Here is a 20,750-nt window from a genome sequence, read left to right on the forward strand (position 1 = left end):
GAGCCGACCCGCCACGGGAATCCGGCGCAGCCTGGCGTCCCTGCACGGGCCGGGGCTGCGGGTCCCGTTGCCGACGCCTCCAACGGAACGGTGGAGGCGCACCTGCTGCCGTCGCCGGTGCACGAACTGCGCTACGTGGCCCAGCGGATCCTCGAAGCCCAGCTCAACGACGGCCGCGAACTTGGTGAGATCGCCGTGATCGTGCGCAACGGCGGCCAGCTCAGCCAGCTGCAGCGCTACCTCGCCGGCCAGGGCATCCCCGTCCGGATCCCGGTCGCCGAATCCGCCGTCCGTGACGAGGTCGCCGTCCGGCCCTTGCTGGATGCCTACGCCGTGGCCCTGGACCCGGCGGTGCTGAGCCCCGAGGCGGCCGTGGCGTTGCTGACCTCGCGGATCGGCGGAGCCACCGCGATCGAGCTTCGCCGCCTGCGCCAGTCCCTGCGCCGGGAAGAGCTCCTGGGCGGCGGCGGACGCACCAGCGACGTGCTCCTCGTCGAGGCACTGCTCGAGCCGGGCGCACTGGCGACCCTCGGCATCGAGGGGCATTCCGCACGCAGGATCGCGCGGATGATCCAGGCCGGACGGGACGCCGCCCAGGCTCCCGGCGGCAACGCCGAAACGGTGCTGTGGGCACTGTGGAACTCCACCGGACTCGCCTCGCGCTGGACCGAAGCGGCGCTGGCCGGGGGAGCAGCCGGGGCCCGGGCGGACCGGGACCTCGATGCCATGATGGCCCTCTTCCACACTGCCGAGCGCTTTGTGGACCAGCTGCCCGGTTCCGGGCCTGAGCAGTTCCTTGAATACCTGCTCAGCCAGGAACTCCCGATGGACACCCTCGCCGCGCGGGCCCAGCTGGAGGACGCTGTGGAACTTATGACCCCGGCCAGCGCCGCCGGCCGGGAATGGCCCGTGGTCATCGTCCCCGGCCTGCAGGAAGGGGTGTGGCCCAACACCAGGCTCCGCGGCGAACTGCTTGGCAGCACGCTGTTCGCGGACGCCGTCGAGCACGGCGTGGAATACGCGCTGCAACTGGATCCCCTCAGCCGGCTGCGCGAAATCCGCTACGACGAGCTGCGGAGCTTCTCCACCGCGGTGTCGCGGGCCCAGCAGATGCTGATCTGCACCGCCGTGTCCTCCGAGGACGAACAGCCCTCCTCGTTCCTGGATTACGTGGCGCCGCTGGGCCCGGACCGGGACCGGCGCGGCTTCACCCCGGTGGAGCGGCCGCTCACGCTGCGGGCGCTTGTGGCCGAGCTGCGCCAGTACGCCCAGCTCGACGCCGGAGCCCCCGAGGCCCTGGAAGCGAGTGCCGTTCTGGGAGCCCTGGCGGCCGCCGAGCCGCCCGTGCCCGGCGCCCACCCTGCGAGCTGGTGGGGCCTTGCGCCGCTGTCCACCGACGAGCCCGTCGTTCCGCCGGGCGGCACCGTTTACGTCTCGCCCTCGAAGGTGGAGACCGTGCAGAAATCGCCCCTGGACTGGTTCGTCCAGGCAGCCGGCGGTGAGGCCGCCACCGACTTTGCCCGCAGCCTGGGCACCCTCGTCCACGCCATCGCGCAGGACCTTCCGGACGCCTCCGGCAGCGAATACCTCGCCGAGCTCGTCCGCCGCTGGCCGGCGCTTGGAATGAAGGACAACTGGGAGGGCAAGCTGGACTTCCAGCGCGCCGAGACGATGGTCCGCAAGCTCGCCCAGTACGTGCTAGTGATGCGCAGCGAAGGCCGGTCCCTGGTCGGCGTCGAGCAGGACTTCGAGGTGAAACTCCCGGACGTGGTGGCAACGGCCGGAAGCACCGGCGCCGCCGCCTGCGGCGATATCGACGGCGGCCCCTGGCCCGCCCGCCCGGCCGTTCTGCGCGGCCAGGTCGACCGGCTGGAGATCGACGCCGAGGGCCGGCTCGTCGTCGTGGACCTCAAAACCGGCAAACGGCAGCCTGGCAAGGCCGACCTTGCCAGGCACCCGCAGTTGGGCGCCTACCAGGCGGCGGTGCTGGCCGGAGGGTTTGCCGGTCCCGACGACGGCCCGCCCCCGCTGCCGGGCGGGGCCGTCCTCGCGCAGCTGGGGACCACCACCAAGAGCCCGGGCATCCAGGCCCAGACGCCGCTGGACCCGGCGGACAACTGGGCCCTGGACATGGTGGGCGACGCCGCCCGGGTCATGTCCGGGAACACCTTCGAAGCCCGCCACGATCCGTCCAAGGGCGGCCACGGTGGCCATGGCTGCCGCCTTCCCGAAGTCTGCCCGCTGTGCCTGCGGGGAAAGCAGGTTACCGAATGAGCACCGACACAACACCTCCCGTTGGCACGGACCCCGCTCCCGCAGCCACTCCCGCAGGTCTCCCCTCGGCTCCTCCCGCCGCTCCTCCCGCACCGAGGTTCACCCCCGAGGAGCTCTCCGCGATGCTGGGGGAGAAGAACAGCCCCACCGCCGAGCAGTCGCACATCATTTCCTCGCCCCTGTCGCCCCGGCTGGTGATTGCCGGTGCCGGCTCGGGCAAGACCGCCACGATGGCCGACCGTGTGGTGTGGCTCGTCGCCAACGGCTGGGTCCGGCCGGAGGAAGTGCTCGGCGTGACCTTCACCCGGAAGGCCGCCGGGGAACTGGCCACCCGCATCCGCGCCAAGCTCGCCGCGCTGCAGCGCATCGCCGCGGCCGACACGCAGCACCAGGTGTTCCCCGCCGGGCTGCTCAGCACCGACGCGCTCGAACCCAAGGTCTCCACCTACCACTCCTACGCCAGTGGCATCGTGTCCGACTACGGCCTCCGGCTCGGCGTCGAACGCGACGTCGTGCTGCTCGGCGGCGCCCAGTCCTTCCAGCTCGCGAGCGAGGTCGTGGAAGCTTTCGACGGCGAATACGAACACTTCCGCTCCGCCAAATCCACCCTCGTCAAGGCGGTCATCCAGCTTGCCGGCGAGTGCGCCGAGCATCTCCAGGACCCGGCCGCGGTCCGGGGGTGGCTGCTGGACCGGGTGGCCGAGTTCGAGGCGCTGCCCTACCTTGCCACCGCCAAAAAGAACCCGAGCCAGGCCGTCGGCGAGCTCAGCGGCCTGCTCCGCACCCGTGCCAGCGTCGCGGAAATGGTGGGACGCTACACGGACGCCAAGCGGGCCCGCGGCGCCCTCGACTTCGGCGACCTCGTCGCCCTCGCCGCCCGCGTCGCCAACGAGGTCCCGGTCGCCGCGGAAACCGAACGTCAGCGCTACAAGGTGGTGCTGCTCGACGAGTTCCAGGACACCTCGCACGCCCAGCTGGTCCTCTTCTCGCGGCTGTTCGGCGACGGCCACGCAGTCACCGCAGTGGGGGACCCCAACCAGTCCATTTATGGTTTCCGCGGCGCCTCCGCCGGCCAGCTCTTCCACTTCGTCCGCAAATTCCCGGTCCGGCTCCCGGCCGACGACGGCGCTCCGGGCGCCGACGCCGGGAGCACCGCGCGCTTTGCCGTGGCGCCGACGTCGTACCTCACCACCGCGTGGCGCAACGGCCGGAACATACTGTCCGCCGCCAACGTCATTTCGGCACCGCTCAGCAGGGCCGCTGCCCTGACCGGCCCGGCCGGCGAGCGGGACACAGCCGGGGGTGTCGAGGTTCCGCCGCTGCAGCCCAGCCCGGCCGCGGTCCAGGGCCGCGTGGTGATGGGCCGCTTTGGCACCGATGAGGACGAGGCCGCGGCCATCGCCGGTGACGTGTTGAAGTTCCGGGTGACCGACTTTGACGGGTCGGCAGCGGAGCCCGAGCCTCCCGCCATGGCGGTGCTGTGCCGCCGCCGCGCCCAGATGGAATGCATCCGGCGCGAATTCGAGGCGCGCGGGATCCCCTACGAGATCGTCGGCCTCGGCGGTCTCCTGGACACCCCCGAGATTGTCGACCTGGTCGCGACCCTCCGCGTGCTGGCCGATCCGGGACGCTCGGATTCGCTGATGCGCCTGCTCTGCGGGGCGCGGTGGCGGATCGGCCCGGCGGACCTGATGGCCCTGCGGGACTGGTCCAGCTTCCTGGCCCGGCGCCGCGGCCGGCCCGGCGCCACAGACGCCGACGACGCCGCCGACGCCGCGGAGGCTGCGGTGATCGAGGGCGACCTCACGGACGCCGCCAGCCTGGTCGAAGCTCTTGACTGGCTGCCGCGCGAAGGCTGGACTTCGGCGCATGGCCGCCAGCTCAGCCCTGAGGGGCTGGAACGGCTCCACCGGCTCTCAGCGGAACTCCGTCAACTGCGCGGCTACATGGGCGATGACCTCACCACCTTGCTCGGCGAAGTGGAGCGGGCCATGCTTCTCGACATCGAAGTCGCCGCACGGCCTGGGATCAGCATCCACCAGGCCCGCCGGAACCTGGACGCCTTCCAGGACGCCGCCGCCGGGTTCCTGCACACCTCCCAGCGGATGGACGTCCTCGCCTTCCTGGCCTGGCTGGAAGCCGCGGCCGCCGAGGAGAACGGCCTGGATGCCGCTGCGCCGGACGTGAACCATGAAGCGGTGCAGCTCCTGACCGTGCACGCCTCCAAGGGCCTGGAATGGGATGTCGTGTTCGTGCCCGGGCTCAATGCCGGGGCCTTCCCCAGCAGCCGGGATTCGCGCTGGAGCAGCGGCAGCGCCGCGCTGCCCTGGCCGCTGCGCGGGGACCGCGCGGACCTGCCGCAATGGGACCTCGAACACCCGGACCAAAAGGGCTGGCTCGACGCCGAGAAGGAATTCAAGTCCGCCGTCCAGGCCCACGGCGAGGCCGAAGAACGGCGGCTGGCCTATGTGGCCTACACCCGGGCCAAACACGTGCTCTGGGTTTCCAGTGCCGCCTGGGTGGGCTCGCGCGCCGGTCTTGCTGACATGTCGCCTTTCCTGGCCGAACTGGAAGTCCTCGCAGCCGACGGCGCAGCCGGGATCCACCCGTTGTCCGTCGATGAGGAGTCACTGCCGGAGGAGAGCCCGCTGACCGCGGACCTTGAGGTCGCCGGATGGCCGTACGACCCGCTCGAGGGGCCAATCGATCCGCGGACCGGAGACCGGCTGCGACTGGTCCCGGGCCGGCGCGCCGCCATGCAGGCGGCCGCGGCACGGGTGCTGCAATCCCTGGATTCCGGGGTCCTGCAGGATGCGGCCGGACCGGGCGCATTCCCCGATGCGGGGGCCACTGAATCGGGAAAGCGCCGGCCCCTGCGCGGCCCGGCCGGCGGCTGGGCGCACGAAGCCGCGACCCTGCTGGAACGCCGCTCCCGCCGGACCGCGGTGCACGAAGTGCACCTGCCGGGCCACATCTCCGCGTCCACCCTGGTGGACCTGGAGGAAGACGCCGGCTCCGTCGTTGCCCGGCTGCGGCGTCCCGTCCCGCGCGAACCCGGAATGTCCGCCCGCAAAGGCACCGCATTCCACGCCTGGGTGGAGGAGTACTTCGGCACTGCCGGAATGCTGGACCTCGGCGAGGCGGCCGGCTCCGACGACCACATCGACGAGGCCTACGGTCTGGACACCATGGTGGAAACCTTCCGCCGGTCCGAGTGGGCCAACCGCGCCCCGGCCCACGTTGAAGTGCCGGTGGAGACCCGGATCGGTGACGTCGTGGTCCGCGGCCGGATCGACGCCGTCTTCCGAGATGCCGACGGCGGCTGGGACCTGGTGGACTGGAAGACCGGCCGCCGGCCGTCTGCCGCGCAGCTGAAGACCAAAGCCGTCCAGCTGGCCGTCTACCGGCTGGCCTGGGCCCGGCTCAAGGACATCCCGGTCGACCAGGTGCGGGCGGCGTTCTACTACGTCGCGGACAACCAGGTGGTGCGGCCACACGATCTGGGTTCAGCGGAGCGGCTCGAGCAGATTGTCGCCGCGGCCCTCGGGGACGGCTAGCGGGTTTTCGCCTCGACCACCGTGAGGGCGGTCGTCGAAGTGTCATCTGCTGGAGACTCCGCCTGGGCGGCAGCCACTGCAGGCGCGTCCGCCTGGGCGGCAGGGTCTGCCGGTGCTGCCGCTTCGGTCTGGATCACGGCGAACGACTGGGTTGAGGTGTCCTCCTCGGAGGAACCCCCGGTGGCCGGTTCGTCGCCGGGGATCGCTGTCACGGAGACGCCGGAAACCTTGTTGCCAGCAGGCCCGGTGCGTTCAGCGCCGGCCTTGCTGTGGTCGCCGGCTTCCCGGTTGCCACCTGCCAGGTCGTCCCGGTCCGCGTCGAGGGGGATCGGCGTCACCTGTACGGCCGGCATCGCGGTGCTGGAGGGTGCGGCGGAAAGTCCGGAGACCGAATCAGGGGCCAGCAGGGAGACCCTGCTGACGGCCGGCACCGGCGGATCGTGCGGCCCCGCCGTCGGCTGGGCCCGGCCGGATGCGGGACCGGACGCAGGAGTCGGCTGGGGGAGCGGTTCCACGCTGATCGGCTGACCACCGTGTTCCGCGACGTCCTCGGCGAGTGCGGTGAGCATGGATTCGGCCTCGTCGATCATGTCCTGGTTCCCGGCGGCGAGGCCCTTGACGAGGTACTGCGCGAGGGCGAATTCGGCGGAGAGTGCGGCGCGGCGGAGCAAATGGGCGTCGGGCACGTCGCGCCGGGCAGACGTGTAGTGCTCCAGCACGGCGTCCACGAAGTCCTGGTCGTTGGACGCGACCAGCCAGGCCATGTCGTCGGCGGGGTCGCCGATGCGCAGATCGGTCCAGCCGGTCACGGCGGTCACGCGGTCGGCGTCGACCAGCAGGTTGTCCTCGTGCAGGTCGCCGTGGACCACGCACGGGTTGAAGCGCCAGAGGGAGACGTCCTCAAGGGCGTGTTCCCAGCGGCGAAGCAGCAGCGGCGGGATCATGCCGGTGGTCGCGGCCTGGTCCAGTTCGTTGAGGCGGCGCTGGCGGAACTCGTTGGGGGTGTAGCTTGGCAGGTCAGCATTGCTGACCAGCGAATGAGGCAGGTCATGGATGGCGGCGAGGGCCGCACCGATCTCGCGGGCCACGGCGGGTGAAGCGGACCCAAGTTCCTCGACCGACCGGGTGGAACCGGCCAGGTGGGAGTAGACAAACGTGCTCAGCGCGCCCTGCCGGACGGTGCCGGCAACGGTGGGCATCAGGAAGGGAAGTTCGGCCCGGATGGCGGGGACAAAAGCCCGCAGCACCAGGAATTCCGTTTCCAGCCGTGCGCTGGCCTCCGGATGGCGCGGCGAGCGGACCCGCCAGCGCTTCCCTTCGGAATCCAGAAGGAGAGCCGAGTCGAAGTCTGCCGGATCGTCGGGCGCAGAGCTGACGGCAGTCGGTGTCAGTCCGGGGACTGCCGCGGTTGCCACAGCTGCCAGTTCGATTGGTTTTCTTCTCACGCTTCCACGGTAGATTGAGCTGCGCCCAAGACGGCGATGCACCACGGCGAGTCTGAAAGATCCGGAATAAATTCCGGCCGGGGGTCCCGATACGGCGCGGCCCGGACCGCGGCCCTCCGCCTCCCGCCGGGACACGTGCGGATGCCCACATAGGCCGGAGAAAAATGTCATTTGTCAGCGGGAGTCAGTACGGTGGGTACATGAGTCTTGCGGAGTCACCGGCATCAAAGAGCAACGCCCAGCAGAGCCAAACATCGACAAGCCAAACACCGGAGAGCCAAACACCGGAGAGCCAAACACCGGAGAGCCGGGCCCGGCCTGGCATGGCAACCGCCCCGCACCCCGGCCTGGCCGCCGACCTGCTCACCGACACGGTCCTTCCGGTGCGGCCGGCGCTCATTGACCGTGGGTCCGCCGCACGGCTGAGGCCCGGGATGCTCGGGGAGCTCATGACCCCCGGCGGCGCCCGGGCGATGCTGCTGTCCGGCCGGCAGGCCCTCATCAACGGCACCAGCCTGGTGCTGCTCGACGCGGCCGAACTTGCCCGGCACCTGCAGGACACCGCCTACGCCCCGGACCAGCTGATCTACTTGGGCACAGCCCTGCCCGGCTCGGACCTGGCCGCCGGCACCCCCTTGATCCTCTTCCTCCTGCCGCAGCAGTTCGAGGTCCGGGCCGAGGAATTCGAAGCCCACATCGCCGGCATCCCCGAAGGCGCCCAGTGGGCGGGGTTCCGTGATGTCGCAGCCACTCTGAACCCCACCGACACCGCCATCTTCGTTGAGGCCAGCGCCGTCGCCAACTGGCACGCCACCCACACCCACTGCCCGCGCTGCGGCGCCGCCACCGAGCCGGAGGCAGGCGGCTGGGTGCGCCGTTGCCCCTCGGACGGTTCCGAGCATTATCCGCGCACCGATCCGGCCATCATTGTCACGGTCGTGGGCCCGGACGGCCGGCTGCTGCTCGGCGGCGGCGGCCCGCTCGATGCCCGGAACTACTCCACCCTCGCCGGGTTCGTCGAACCGGGGGAGTCACTGGAACAAGCCGTGGTCCGGGAGATCGGCGAGGAGGTCGGCGTCCGGGTCACCGCCTGCCAGTACCTCGGTTCCCAGTCCTGGCCTTTCCCGGCCTCGCTCATGCTCGGCTTCACGGCCACGACCGCGGACACTGAAGCCACTCCCGACGGCGTCGAAGTCACCCGGGCGCGCTGGTTCAGCAGGAGTGAACTGCAGGAAGCGGTGCTCAGCGGCGAGATTGTCATCTCCAGCAGGCTGTCCATCGCCCGGGCGCTGATCGAGCACTGGTTCGGCGGCACCATCCAGGACCGCCCGGACAGCGCATGAGGTCTGATTGACAACCCAGCGGCACCGCCGCGGCGCGGGTCCACCACCGCGGAACATCCACCGGACACCCTCAAACGACTGAGCAGCAATAGTGAACACTGATATCTTCCAGCCCAGCGCTTTCCCGGCCGGCCAGTCCAACGACCCAGAGCCGGAGTCTGCACCCCCGGAGCCGGACAACCGCTCCCTCGAGGAGCGCATCCTGGGCGGCCTGGACGCTGAACAGCGCGACGTCGCCAGCACCCTGCAGGGACCCATGTGCGTCCTCGCCGGCGCCGGCACCGGTAAGACCCGCGCCATCACGCACCGGATCGCCTACGGCGTGCACTCCGGCGTGTACAACCCGCAACGGCTGCTGGCTGTCACCTTCACTTCGCGGGCAGCGGCCGAAATGCGCAGCCGGCTCCGCGACCTCGGCGTCGGCAACGTCCAGGCACGCACCTTCCACGCAGCTGCGCTGCGCCAGCTTCAGTTCTTCTGGCCCCAGGCCGTCGGCGGAGTCCTGCCCAACCTGCTGGACCACAAGGCGCAGATGATTGCCGAAGCGGCCCGGCGGCTGCGGCTCAGCACCGACCGCGCCTCGATCCGGGACCTGGCCTCCGAAATCGAGTGGGCCAAGGTGTCCATGCTGACCCCGGCCAACTACCTGGAAAAAGCCCAGGGCCGCGGCGCCCCGGGCGGCTTTGACCTGACCGCCGTCGCGCGGGTTTTCCAGTCCTACGAGGACGTCAAGACCGACCGGAACGTCATCGACTTCGAGGATGTCCTGCTGATCACTGTGGGCATTCTCCAGGAGGACCCGAAGGTTGCCGCGACGGTCCGCGAGCAGTACCGACACTTCGTCGTCGACGAGTACCAGGACGTTTCACCGCTGCAGCAGCGGCTGCTGGAACTGTGGCTCGGCGGACGGGACGAGCTCTGCGTCGTCGGCGACGCCAGCCAGACCATCTACTCATTCACCGGTGCCTCGCCGAAGCACCTCCTCGGCTTCAAGGCCCAGTACCCCGGGGCCACCGTGGTCAAGCTGATCCGCGACTACCGGTCCACCCCGCAGGTGGTGAAACTGGCCAACGAGCTGCTGGGGGGCCGGCGCAGCGGCGGGCCGGCCGCCGACGCCGCCTGGGCCACGCCCCTGCAACTCGTGGCGCAACGCCCGCCCGGTCCGGTCCCGCAGTTCACCGAATGCTCCGACGACGAGGCCGAGGCCGCAACAGTGGCGGTCAAGGTCCGCGGGCTCCTCGACGCCGGCACTCCGGCCAGCCAGGTCGCCGTGCTGTTCCGCACCAATGGCCAATCCGAGGCCTACGAGCAGGCCCTGGCCTCGGCGGGGATCGGCTACCAGCTACGCGGCGGGGAACGGTTCTTTGCCCGCAAGGAAGTCCGCGACGCCATCCTGCAGCTTCGGGCCGCCACCCGGGCCGTCGCCGAAACCGCCAGCCCCGAACCGCTGGGCCAGCTGGTCCGCGACATCGTCGCCTCGCTGGGGTACACGGAAGCCGCCCCGCACAGCGGCGGCGCGCTCCGGGAGCGCTGGGAATCACTCGCGGCGCTCGTCGCGCTGTCCGACGAACTCGTGATCAGCCGGGGCGGGCAGTTCACCCTCTCGGACTTCGTCAACGAACTCCAGGAACGCTCCCTCGCCCAGCACGCCCCGACCGTCCAGGGCGTCACCCTCGCCTCGCTGCACGCGGCCAAGGGCCTCGAATGGGACGCCGTCTTCCTCGTCGGGCTCAGCGAAGGGCTCATGCCAATTTCCTTCGCCGACAGCCCCGAATCCGTCGACGAGGAACGCCGGCTGCTGTACGTGGGGATCACCCGGGCGAGGGAACACCTGTTCCTGTCCTGGTCCACCGCACGGACCCCGGGCGGGCGCGCCAACCGGAAGCCCTCGCGTTTCCTCGATGGGCTGCGCCCCGACTCCGTGGCCAGCTCCTCGGTCCGCGGCAAGGGGGCGGCGCCGCGCCGCAAGGCCGCCGTGCCGGCCACCTGCCGGGTATGCGGGACCATGCTCTCCTCCGGTGCCGAGCGGAAGGTCGGCCGCTGCAACCAGTGCCCGCCCAGCTACGAGGAGCAGACCTTCGACGCGCTCCGGCAGTGGCGCAAGGACATAGCGCTTGAAGCCGACGTTCCGGCCTTTGTGGTCTTCACCGACGCCACCCTGACCGCCATTGCCGAAGCCCGGCCCGACTCCCTCGAACAGCTCGCCAAACTCCCCGGGGTGGGCCCTTCCAAACTGGAGAAGTACGGCGAAGCAGTGCTGGCTGTGCTGGTCGAAAGCACCACCCTCTGATGGCCGGCAGCAGCCCCCCGCGGTCAAGCACGCCGGCAGCCATGCCGCTGACCACTGCCGACGGCGCCCCGGTGGAAGTGCGGCGCTCTGCCCGCCGCCGCCGGACCGTCGCGGCCTTCTGGGAAAACGGCACCGCCGTGGTCGCCATCCCTGCCTCCTTCAGCCGCGCCCAGGAGCGGGAGTGGGTGCACCGGATGCTGGAGAAGCTGCGGCGCCAGGGGGAGCGAGGGAGCCGCGGTGCCGGCGGGCGCCGCCCGCGCAGCGACACCGCCCTGGCGGCGCACGCCGCCGAGCTCTCCGCCAGGTACTTCGGCGGCCGGGCGGTGCCGTCGTCGGTCCGCTGGGTGGGCAACCAGAACTCCCGCTGGGGGTCCGCGACGCCGTCGGACGGGACCATCCGGCTCTCGGACAAGCTTCAGCCCATGCCCCAGTGGGTCATCGATTATGTGCTGCTGCACGAACTGGCGCACCTGCTCGTGGCTGGACACAACGCCGCGTTCTGGCGTCTGCTCGAGGCCTACCCGGACACGGCCCGGGCGAAGGCCTTCCTCGAGGGCGTCTCCTTCGCCACCTCCCGCGGCATCTCTCCGGACGGTAACGGCGACGACATGGACGATGTCGACGCAGCCGGTTTCTCCGACTAATCCCGCCGGCCGCGGCCGGCAGTGCCCAGTCCCGGCCGGCACCGCCCGGACGATCGGGCAGCCAGGCCGGGGCCGCCGGTTCCTCCGCTAGGGCTTGGGGCTTTCGCCTTCGCCGGGAGCGCCGTCGTCGGGTTCTCCCTTTTGTTCGGTTCCGCCGGATTCGCCCGTGGCCTCCCCGGTGGCCGGACCTTCCCCGGGCTCGTCGAATCCACCGCTCAGCAGCTTCTGCAGGGCGTCGTCAACCTCGGAGTCGCTGGCCTCGGCCAGCTTGCGGCGTTCGCTGAAGCCTTTCGGGTCCTCAAGATCTTCGGCGGTGGGAAGCAGATCGGGGTGCTGCCAGATCGCGTCGCGGCCGTCGATGCCGCGTTCGTCCTTGAGCGAGGCCCACAATGCGGCGGCCTCCCGGAGCCGGCGCGGGCGCAGTTCCAGTCCCACCAGGGAGGAAAAAGCGTGTTCGGCCGGGCCTCCGGTGGCGCGGCGGCGCCGTACCGTCTCCCGCAGCGCCGCGGCCGAGGGCAACAGCTTCTCGGTGGCGGCCCAGCTCAGTTCATCGACCCAGCCCTCCACGAGCGCGAGGGCGGTTTCCAGCTTCTCCAGCGCCTGCTCCTGGGCGGGGGTGCGCTGGGGCATGAATACCCCCTGCGACAGGGCCTCTTGGATGCCCTCCGGGTTGCTGGGATCCAGCTCGCGGGCCAGTTCCTCAATCTTTGAGGTGTCGATGTGAATGCCGCGGGCGTACGCCTCGATTGCGCCGAGGAGGTGTCCGCGCAACCAGGGAACCTGGACGAACAGCCTGGCGTGGGCTGCTTCGCGGACAGCCAGGAACAGGCGGATGTCGTTTTCCGGCAGGCTGAGGCCCTCGCCGAACTTCGCGACATTGGAGGGCAGGAGGGCCATTTCGAGGTCGGCGAGCGGGACGCCGATGTCCGTGGAGCTGACCACCTCGGCGGACAGGGCGCCGATGGCCTGGCCCAGCTGCATGCCGAAGATCGCGCCGCCCATGTTCTGCAGCATCGAGGACGCGCCGCCCATCATGGTCTTCATTTCCTCCGGCATCTGCTCGGTCATGGCGGCGGACAGTGCGTTCGCGATGCTGTTGGCCACCGGCTCCGTGAGGCGTTTCCAGGTGCCGAGGGTTTCTTCAACCCACTCGGCCCGGGACCACGCCCGGCCAATCAGGCCGGTGGCCGGAAGTCCAGTGACCTGGTCAAGCCACAGCTCGGCGAGCCGCAGCGCCTCGTCCACCTCGCGCGACTGCTGCGCCGTGACGGACGGGTCGGAACCGCTCGCGGCCACGCGCCGGGCATTCTCATGCGCCAGCTGCCAGTTGACGGGCCCCTCCGAGGAGGAGCTCATCATGGCCTGGACCTGGGAGAACATCTGGGCGAGGAGATTCGGGTCGTCCGGAAGTCCTGCGGCCTTCGCCAGTTCCGCAGGGTCGATGTTCCCCATGCCCTGGCCGCCCATCAGGTTCTTCAGCATTTCGGCCAGTGGATCCTGGGGTTCCTCGTCGCCATTGGACGGATTAACTGGGTTGGAGGTCATGGTCCCGCCGATCGTCGGTGTGGCTGCTTCTCAGATTCACGGTACCCCGCGGCCAGCGGGCTGTCTGCTGAAACCCCGCGACGTTCGCTGTAGGCAAAGAGCCCAGCCGGCAGCCGAGCGCGTAGTGTTAGAAACTGGAATATTGGCAGGCGGCAGCCGCGGCGGAGGCTGCGGACGCGGTGCGCTGATCAGGGGGTCCGCAGGGTCCCCGGGCGCCGGCACGGAGAGGTCCTTCATTGACTATTACGCAGGGCGAACAGCCCGCCAGCGAGCCGGCGGCCAGCCAGTTCCGGGGCCGGGGGTCCTTTCTCGGCGGGCCACGTTCCGGTCGGAAGCGGGACAAACGGTCATCGGCAATGCTGGTGTCGGGGGTTCTCGCACTGGCGCTTGGGATCACCGCCCTGAGCCTGCCGGTCCCGTATGTCGTGGAATCACCGGGTCCGACTTTCAACACCCTGGGCACGGACAACGGCAAGCCGGTCATCAGCGTCACCGGCCACGAGACGTTTCCGGCGAAGGGCAGCCTGGACCTCACCACCGTCTACGTCGACGGCGGCCCCAACGGGCCGGTGACGGTCGTCGAGGCACTCTCGGCCTGGCTCAACGGCGCCAAAGCCGTCTACCCGGAGGAACTCATCTTCCCCACCGGGGTGACGAAGGAACAGTCCCAGCAGGAGAGCGCCGTCGCGATGACCACCTCGCAGGAGAACGCCGTCGCCGCCGCCCTTAAGGAACTGGGCATCCCCTTCGAGCAGAAGATGCAGATCGCCGGGATCCCGGAGGGCTCCGCCTCTGCCGGCAAGCTTCAGGAAGACGACGTGCTGGTGTCGGTGAACGGCAAGCCGGCGACCGCGCTGAGTGTCGTCCAGGCCGAACTGGCGTCCGGCAACGGTGCCCCGGTGGAGGTTGTTGTCGACCGTGGAGGCAGCAACGTGACCGCAAGCATCACCCCGTCCAAAACCTCGGCCGGGCGGTTCATCCTTGGAGTCATGCTGCAGTACAAATTCAAGTTCCCCTTCGACGTCAAGATCTCCCTCGACAAGGTCGGCGGTCCCAGCGCCGGGATGATGTTTGCCCTGGGCATCGTGGACACCGTCACCCCCGGCGACCTGACCGGAGGCAAGCACGTCGCGGGGACCGGAACCATCACCCCCGACGGCGCCGTTGGCCCGATTGGCGGCATCGGCCAGAAGATGCAGGGCGCCCGGGCCGGCGGGGCCACACTGTTCCTTGCCCCGGCAGCGAACTGCGACGACGTCCTCGGCCATGTCCCGGACGGCTTGCAGGTGGTTCGGGTCGAGAATCTGGCCGATGCACGGAAAGCTGTCGAACTTGCCGCGTCAGGGGCCGACACATCGGGGCTCCCGGTTTGCTCCAGCAACTAGACTGGCCGCGGAACTAAGATTCGCCGCCACTCGTGGCACCTATGACGGCCTTGCCGCCCAGCCGGGGCGGGGCCGACGGACGCTTCAAGGCAGCAACTGAGTTGCGGCGACGAAGCGCCGCACTGATAACTAAAAAACCAGTAACTGTCGACCAGCTATGAGGTACCGAGTTTGTCCCGTCCAGCCAGCACAGTCCCGCCCGGAAGACCCCAGCAACGACGAGGCGCCCTGACGCCGACGTTGATTGTTGTGGCCTTGATCGTGGTCGGCTTCATCTTCTTCGCCAATGTCTGGACGGACGTCCTCTGGTACCAGCAGTTGGGCTTCTTCGAAGTCTTCCTGACCGAGAACGTGGCACGCATCGTCATCTTCCTGGTGGGCTTCGCGTTGATGTTTTCCGCCGTGTTCTTCGCCATCCGGATCGCGTACCGCGCACGCCCCGTGTACGCGCCGGATGCGGACATCCGGGACAACCTCAACCGATACCAGGTCCAGCTTGAACCGATCCGCCGGGTCGTCATGATCGGCTTGCCGGTCCTCTTCGGCCTGTTTGCCGGCAGCGCCGCGGCCAGCCAGTGGCAGAAGGTCCTCCTGTACCTGCACCAGGAACCTTTCGGCCAGAACGATCCCCAGTTCGGACTCGACATCAGCTTCTACCTGATGACCCTGCCGTTCCTGGGCTTCGTTACCGGATTCTTGATCAGCGTCACCATTGTCGCCGGTGTCGCCGGCATCCTGACGCATTACCTCTACGGCAGCGTCCGGATCATGGAACGCGGCATCTTCACCAGCCGTGCGGCGCAGATCCATATCGCAGTCTCGGGTGCGGCCTTCCTGCTGCTGCTGGGTATCAACTTTTGGCTGGACCGCTACACCTCCGTGCAGAACAGCGGCGGCCGCTGGGCCGGTGCGCTGTACACGGACGTCAACGCCGTCATCCCCACGAAATCCATCCTGGCCGTGGCCGCGGCCCTCGTCGCGGTGCTGTTCGTCGTCGCCGCCGTGATCGGCAAGTGGCGGCTGCCCGTCATCGGCACCGCCATGCTCGTCATCACCTCCATCCTCGCCGGCGGCGTCTACCCGTGGGTGATCCAGCAGTTCCAGGTCCGGCCCTCGGAGCAGACGCTCGAGAAGCCGTTCATCGAACGCAACATCAACCTGACCCGCTCTGCGTACGGCCTGGATAAGATCCAGGAAACCCGGTACAACGCCACCACCAACGCCACCACGGGCGCGCTGGCCCCCGACGCGCAGACCACCGCCAACATCCGGCTGCTGGACCCCAACCTGATCTCGGACGCGTTCTCCCAGCTCGAGCAGTACCGGCCGTACTATCAGTTCCCCAAGGCGCTGAACGTGGACCGCTACGAGATCGACGGCAAGATCCAGGACACCGTCATTGCGGTCCGGGAACTCAACCCCGACGGGCTGAGCGCCAACCAGCAGTCCTGGCTGAACCGCCACGTGGTGTACACCCACGGCTACGGCGTCGTTGCCGCCAAGGGCAACAAGTTCACCGTCGACGGCAAGCCTGAATTCCTGCAGTCCGGAATCCCGTCCACCGGCGTCCTGGGCACTGACTCGACCTACCAGCCGCGGGTCTATTTCGGCGAGAACTCGGCCGACTACTCGATCGTCGGAGCCCCCGACGGCGCCCCGCACCGCGAGCAGGACCGGCCCGCCGGCAAGGAAGGCGACGGCGAAACGCAGTACACTTTCACCGGCGACGGCGGCCCGAACGTCGGCAGCTTCTTCAACAAGGTGCTCTACTCCATCAAGTTCCAGTCCTCGGACCTGCTGCTCTCTGACGGCGTGAACGCAGACTCCCAGATCCTCTACGACCGCAACCCCCGGGAACGCGTCCAGAAGGTCGCCCCGTACCTCACGGTGGACGGCAACGCCTACCCCGCCGTCGTCGACGGCCGCGTGAAGTGGATCGTGGACGGCTACACCACCAGCCAGTACTACCCGTACTCCCAGCAGGAGCAGCTCTCCGCGGCCACGGCCGACTCGCAGACCACCGCGGGCCGGACCGCCTCCCTGCCGAACACCTCCGTCAACTACATCCGCAACTCGGTCAAGGCCACCGTGGATGCCTACGACGGCAAAGTGACGCTCTACGCCTGGGATGACCAGGACCCGGTCCTGAAGGCGTGGCAGAACATCTTCCCGACCTCGCTGAAGCCGTTCTCGGAAATGTCCGGGGCCCTGATGAGCCACGTGCGCTACCCCGAGGACCTGTTCAAGGTCCAGCGCGAACTCCTGGGCCGCTACCACGTCACCCAGGCGGACAACTTTTACACCAACAATGACGCCTGGAGCGTCCCGAACGATCCGACCGTCCAGGACGAGGTCAAACAACCCCCGTACTACATGTCACTGAAGATGCCCGACCAGGACAAACCGGCCTTCCAGCTGACGTCCTCATTCATCCCCCAGGTAGTCAATGGCAACGCCCGCAACGTGCTCTACGGCTACCTGGCGGCGGACTCGGACGCGGGCAACCAGAAGGGCGTGAAGGCGGACAGCTATGGCCAGCTCAGACTTCTGCAGATCCCGCCGGAGACCAACATCCCCGGCCCCGGCCAGGCGCAGAACAAGTTCAACTCCGACCCCACCGTGTCCCAGGCGCTGAACCTGCTGCGCCAGGGCGCATCGGCGGTGCTGAACGGCAACCTGCTGACCTTGCCGGTGGGCGGCGGTATGGCGTATGTCCAGCCCGTCTACCTGCGGTCCACGGGTGAAACCTCCTACCCCACGCTGCAGCGTGTCCTGGTTGCCTTCGGTGACAAGATCGGTTTCGCACCGACCCTTGATGAGGCCCTGAACCAGCTCTTCGGCGGTGCATCGGGAGCCAGTGCCGGCGACTCGGCCAATAACGGGCAGACGCCCGCCAGCCCGCCCGGCACTACCCCTGCGCCGGGCACTACGGACGCCCAGACGGAGCTGAAGGCGGCTCTGGAGGAGGCTAACGCCGCCATTAGGGCCGGCCAGGACGCGCTCGCGAAGGGCGACTTCGCAGCCTACGGCGAGCAGCAGAAGAAGCTCTCCGCCGCGCTGCAGCGGGCCATCGACGCCGAGGCCAAGATCGCGGCGCGGCCGGCGCCGGAGGCCACCACCCCGGCGGCCACCCCGGCTCCGACGCCGAGCAGCTAACACCGGGCGGGCCGATGCACGGCCGGCTGGCGCACGGTCGAAGGCCGGGTTCGCGCTCCACTGGAGCGGGAACCCGGCCTTTTTCGGCAGCCGCCGCGCCGCCCCCGGACTGGTCCGCAGCCTGGGAGACGCACATCACGCCACCTCGATTTGGCCTCCGGTTCACCGGCAGGTAGAGTTGATCTTGCGACGCGGGGTGGAGCAGTTCGGTAGCTCGCTGGGCTCATAACCCAGAGGTCACAGGTTCAAATCCTGTCCCCGCAACTGAAGAGAAGGTCCGGAACGCTGGAAACAGTGTTCCGGACCTTCTGCTTTAAGCCGCCCCCACTTATCCCGCAACCGGGGTCCCGACCGCCTGCGGGACAGTGGTCGGGGCGGCGGCAAAAGTAGGGTAGTGTTGATCAAGCGACGCGGGGTGGAGCAGTTCGGTAGCTCGCTGGGCTCATAACCCAGAGGTCACAGGTTCAAATCCTGTCCCCGCAACTGAAGAAGAAAAGAAAGGCCCGGATCTGTTGATCCGGGCCTTTCTTGTTGCCCCGGTTCCAGCGTCCCGGTCCCAGCGTCCCGGTCCCAGGGCCCGCCGGGGGTTAGCCCCCGTCGGGCCCGCGGACCCGGGGCCGGGGGCGGCCCTAGCCGTCCTTGAGCCGCTGGTAGGTCTCCAGCGCCCGGGCACGGGACTCCGGCAGCCCGACGACCGGTTCCGGGTAGCCCGCCGCGGGGCCGTCGGCCTTCCACGGTTCGTGGATGGCCTTGTCGTCCAGCCCGGACAGCTCCGGAAGATACTCGCGCAGGTAGCGGGCGCCGGCGTCGAACTTCTTGCTCTGGGTGACCGGGTTGAAGATCCGGAAGTACGGCGAGGCGTCGGCGCCGGATCCGGCCACCCACTGCCAGTTCGCCGGGTTGCTCGCGGCGTCGGCATCCACCAGCGTGTCCCAGAACCAGGCCTCGCCGAGCCTCCAGTCGGCCAGCAGGTTCTTGACCAGGAAACTCGCGGCGGCCATCCGGACGCGGTTGTGCATCCAGCCGGTCTGCCAGAGCTGGCGCATTCCGGCGTCGACGAGGGGGTAGCCGGTGCGGCCCTGCTGCCAGGCCCTGAGCTCGGCGTCCGAGGGCGTCTGCCAGGCGAAGCGGTCAAACTCGGGCCGGTAGTTCCGGGTGGCCAGTTCCGGGTTCTCATAGAACAGTTGCCAGCAGAACTCCCGCCAGCCGAGTTCGGCGCGGAAGATCCCGACGTCGGCCGGGGCTGCCTGCGGAAAGCGTTCGCGCAGGGCATGCCAGATCCGGAAGGGGCTGATTTCGCCGAACCGCAGATGGGCGGAGAGCCGGCTGGTTCCCTCGACCCCGGGGACGTTCCGGCCGGTGCCGTACTCTGCTGCCGGGCCGTCCAGGAAGTCCTCGAGCCGTTCCCGGGCGCCGGCTTCACCGGGCTGCCAGGTGCCGGCGAGGCCGGCGCTCCAGTCCTGCCTGCGGGGGAGCAGCCCCCAGCTGTCGAGCGGGTCGCCGGCCGGAAGGACTCCCTCCGCGTCCGCCGCCGGGCCGGGGAGGCGCTCGGGAGCATCCAGGGGGAGCCGGGGCTCAGGAGCCTCCAGGCAGGCCCGCCAGAAGGGCGTGAAGACTTTGTAGGGCCCGCCGGCTCCGGTCCGCACCGTCCACGGCTCAAACATCAGGTTCGCCTGGAAACTTGCCGCCTTGAGGCCCTGGTCTGCGGCCCAGGCCTTGAGGCCGGCGTCCACCCCGCGTTCGGGGCCGCCGTAGCGGCGGTTCCAGAGCAGTGTTGAGGCGCCGGTGTCGCGGACAAGGTCCTGGATGATGTCCGCGGCCGGGCCGCGGCGCAGCAGCAGGCGCGAGCCCGTGGCCTCAAGTCCAACTGCGAGATCGGTCAGCGAATGGTGCAGCCACCATTTGGCGGCGCCCCCGAGGGGCCGCACGCCGGGGGAGGATTCGTCGAGGACATAGACCACGGTCAGCGGCTGTCCCAGCGACGCCGCTTCGCTCAGGGCCGGATTGTCGTCCAGCCGGAGGTCATCGCGGAGCCAGACAAGGGTCGAAGACAGGGTTCCCGAAGACATGGATCAACGGTACACGGAGCTGCGCGCAAGCATCACGGCCGTCCCCCGCTTGGCACAACAGAGGCCGGGCCCCGCAGACCGTCGGAGGACGGTCCGGGCCCGGCCTCAGCCGATCCGGTGCGACAACGTCCGGCGGAACCCGCCGGGGGCGGTTAGAGCTTGTCGAAGTCCGCTTCGTCGACGGTGGAACCGGCAGGACGGCTGTCGCCGGCGCCAATGGCGGCGGGGGAGCCGCCGGACTTCAGCGCGGCGAGCCGGGCCTCGATCTCGGTCTGCTCGCCGAGGTCCTCAAGCGAGTTGAACTGTGCGTCCAGGCTGGAAGAGGCGAGTTCCTGCTGGCCGCGGACCTTGGCTTCTTCGCGGCGGATCTTCTCTTCGAAGCGGCCCACCTCGGACGTGGGATCCATGAAGTCGATGCTCTTCAGGGCATCGTGCACCTGGGTCTGGGCCGCGGCCGTCTTGGAGCGGGCGACGAGTTCGTTGCGCTTGCTGGTGAGCTCGTTGAGCTTGCCCTTCATCTGCTCCAGGCCGTGCTTGAGCTTGTCAACCACCTCGGACTGGGATGCGATGCTCGGCTCCGCGGACTTTGCCTCGTTCTCCGCGGACATCTGGCGCTGCAGGGCCACCTTGGCGAGGTTGTCGAACTTCTCGGCGTCGACGACGTCGCCCTGGGCCCGGTACTCGTCAGCCTTGCGGGACGCGGCGAGGGCCTTCTTGCCCCAGTCCTGGGCGTTCTTGATGTCCTCGTTGTAATCGTCCTGGAGCATCCGCAGGTTGCCGATGGTCTGGGCCACGGCGGACTCGGCCTCGGCGATGTTGTTGGTGTAGTCCCGGACCATCTGGTCCAGCATCTTCTGCGGGTCCTCAGCCTGGTCCAGCAGGGAATTGATGTTGGCCTTCGCCAGCTGCGCCATGCGGCCGAAAATGGACTGCTTCATGGTGTTACCTTTCGTCCTGCTCAGTGGTTCCCACTGAATTTCGGTGAACAGTGAAATGTACCGCTTCTATCCGCCGGCCGGAGCGTTCCCGCCGGCGCCTAGTC

General features: G+C 69.1%; 11 protein-coding genes and 2 tRNA genes. 9 read left to right on the forward strand and 4 right to left on the reverse strand.

The window, feature by feature from the left end:
• Positions 1-2,274: UrvD/REP family ATP-dependent DNA helicase (locus BJQ90_RS18915; RefSeq protein WP_226761745.1), on the forward strand; the 2,274-nt coding region annotated here is incomplete at its 5' end.
• On the forward strand, positions 2,271-5,831 hold the full coding sequence (locus BJQ90_RS18920) for an ATP-dependent helicase (RefSeq protein WP_226761746.1): 3,561 nt from the start codon (positions 2,271-2,273) through the stop codon (positions 5,829-5,831). The genes BJQ90_RS18915 and BJQ90_RS18920, both read left to right, overlap by 4 nt.
• On the opposite strand, the gene BJQ90_RS18925 is transcribed toward BJQ90_RS18920, so the two are convergent.
• Complete coding sequence (locus BJQ90_RS18925; protein WP_226761747.1) at positions 5,828-7,276, reverse strand: phosphotransferase; 1,449 nt, start codon at positions 7,274-7,276, stop codon at positions 5,828-5,830. The genes BJQ90_RS18920 and BJQ90_RS18925 overlap by 4 nt on opposite strands.
• A 323-nt stretch (positions 7,277-7,599) precedes the next feature.
• Here BJQ90_RS18925 and nudC point away from each other — a divergent pair, with 323 nt between their 5' ends.
• From nudC to BJQ90_RS18940, 3 genes are all read left to right on the forward strand, one after another.
• Positions 7,600-8,619, forward strand: a complete 1,020-nt coding sequence (gene nudC, locus BJQ90_RS18930) for an NAD(+) diphosphatase (RefSeq protein WP_226761748.1) — start codon at positions 7,600-7,602, stop codon at positions 8,617-8,619.
• A 199-nt stretch (positions 8,620-8,818) separates the two neighbouring features.
• On the forward strand, positions 8,819-10,909 hold the full coding sequence (locus BJQ90_RS18935; protein WP_226761755.1) for an ATP-dependent DNA helicase UvrD2: 2,091 nt from the start codon (positions 8,819-8,821) through the stop codon (positions 10,907-10,909).
• Positions 10,909-11,553 (forward strand): M48 family metallopeptidase, encoded by a 645-nt coding sequence (locus BJQ90_RS18940; RefSeq protein ID WP_413463718.1) that lies wholly within the window; start codon positions 10,909-10,911, stop codon positions 11,551-11,553. Before BJQ90_RS18935 ends, BJQ90_RS18940 begins: the two co-directional genes overlap by 1 nt.
• Positions 11,554-11,640: 87 nt before the next feature.
• On the opposite strand, the gene BJQ90_RS18945 is transcribed toward BJQ90_RS18940, so the two are convergent.
• Positions 11,641-13,098, reverse strand: a complete 1,458-nt coding sequence (locus BJQ90_RS18945; protein ID WP_226761750.1) for a zinc-dependent metalloprotease — start codon at positions 13,096-13,098, stop codon at positions 11,641-11,643.
• Between the two features lie 236 nt (positions 13,099-13,334).
• Between BJQ90_RS18945 and BJQ90_RS18950 the strand changes: the two genes are divergently transcribed.
• The 4 genes from BJQ90_RS18950 to BJQ90_RS18965 all read left to right on the forward strand — a co-directional run bounded on the left by BJQ90_RS18950 (position 13,335) and on the right by BJQ90_RS18965 (position 18,122).
• Positions 13,335-14,483: a PDZ domain-containing protein gene (locus tag BJQ90_RS18950; RefSeq protein WP_226761751.1), complete on the forward strand. Its 1,149-nt coding sequence runs from the start codon at positions 13,335-13,337 to the stop codon at positions 14,481-14,483.
• Between the two features lie 171 nt (positions 14,484-14,654).
• The gene (locus tag BJQ90_RS18955; RefSeq protein WP_226761752.1) at positions 14,655-17,639 is read left to right on the forward strand and encodes a UPF0182 family protein; all 2,985 of its coding nucleotides are present in this window, start codon (positions 14,655-14,657) and stop codon (positions 17,637-17,639) included.
• Between the two features lie 190 nt (positions 17,640-17,829).
• Positions 17,830-17,903 (forward strand) — tRNA-Met (locus BJQ90_RS18960).
• A 145-nt stretch (positions 17,904-18,048) separates the two neighbouring features.
• A tRNA-Met gene (locus tag BJQ90_RS18965) sits at positions 18,049-18,122 on the forward strand.
• A gap of 146 nt (positions 18,123-18,268) precedes the next feature.
• Here BJQ90_RS18965 and BJQ90_RS18970 read toward each other — a convergent pair.
• The gene (locus BJQ90_RS18970; RefSeq protein WP_226761753.1) at positions 18,269-19,708 is read right to left on the reverse strand and encodes a cryptochrome/photolyase family protein; all 1,440 of its coding nucleotides are present in this window, start codon (positions 19,706-19,708) and stop codon (positions 18,269-18,271) included.
• A gap of 152 nt (positions 19,709-19,860) precedes the next feature.
• Positions 19,861-20,646: a PspA/IM30 family protein gene (locus BJQ90_RS18975; protein WP_226761754.1), complete on the reverse strand. Its 786-nt coding sequence runs from the start codon at positions 20,644-20,646 to the stop codon at positions 19,861-19,863.
• Positions 20,647-20,750 lie beyond the last annotated feature (104 nt).

Source organism: Arthrobacter sp. SO3 (assembly GCF_020532825.1).
Taxonomy (GTDB): domain Bacteria; phylum Actinomycetota; class Actinomycetes; order Actinomycetales; family Micrococcaceae; genus Arthrobacter.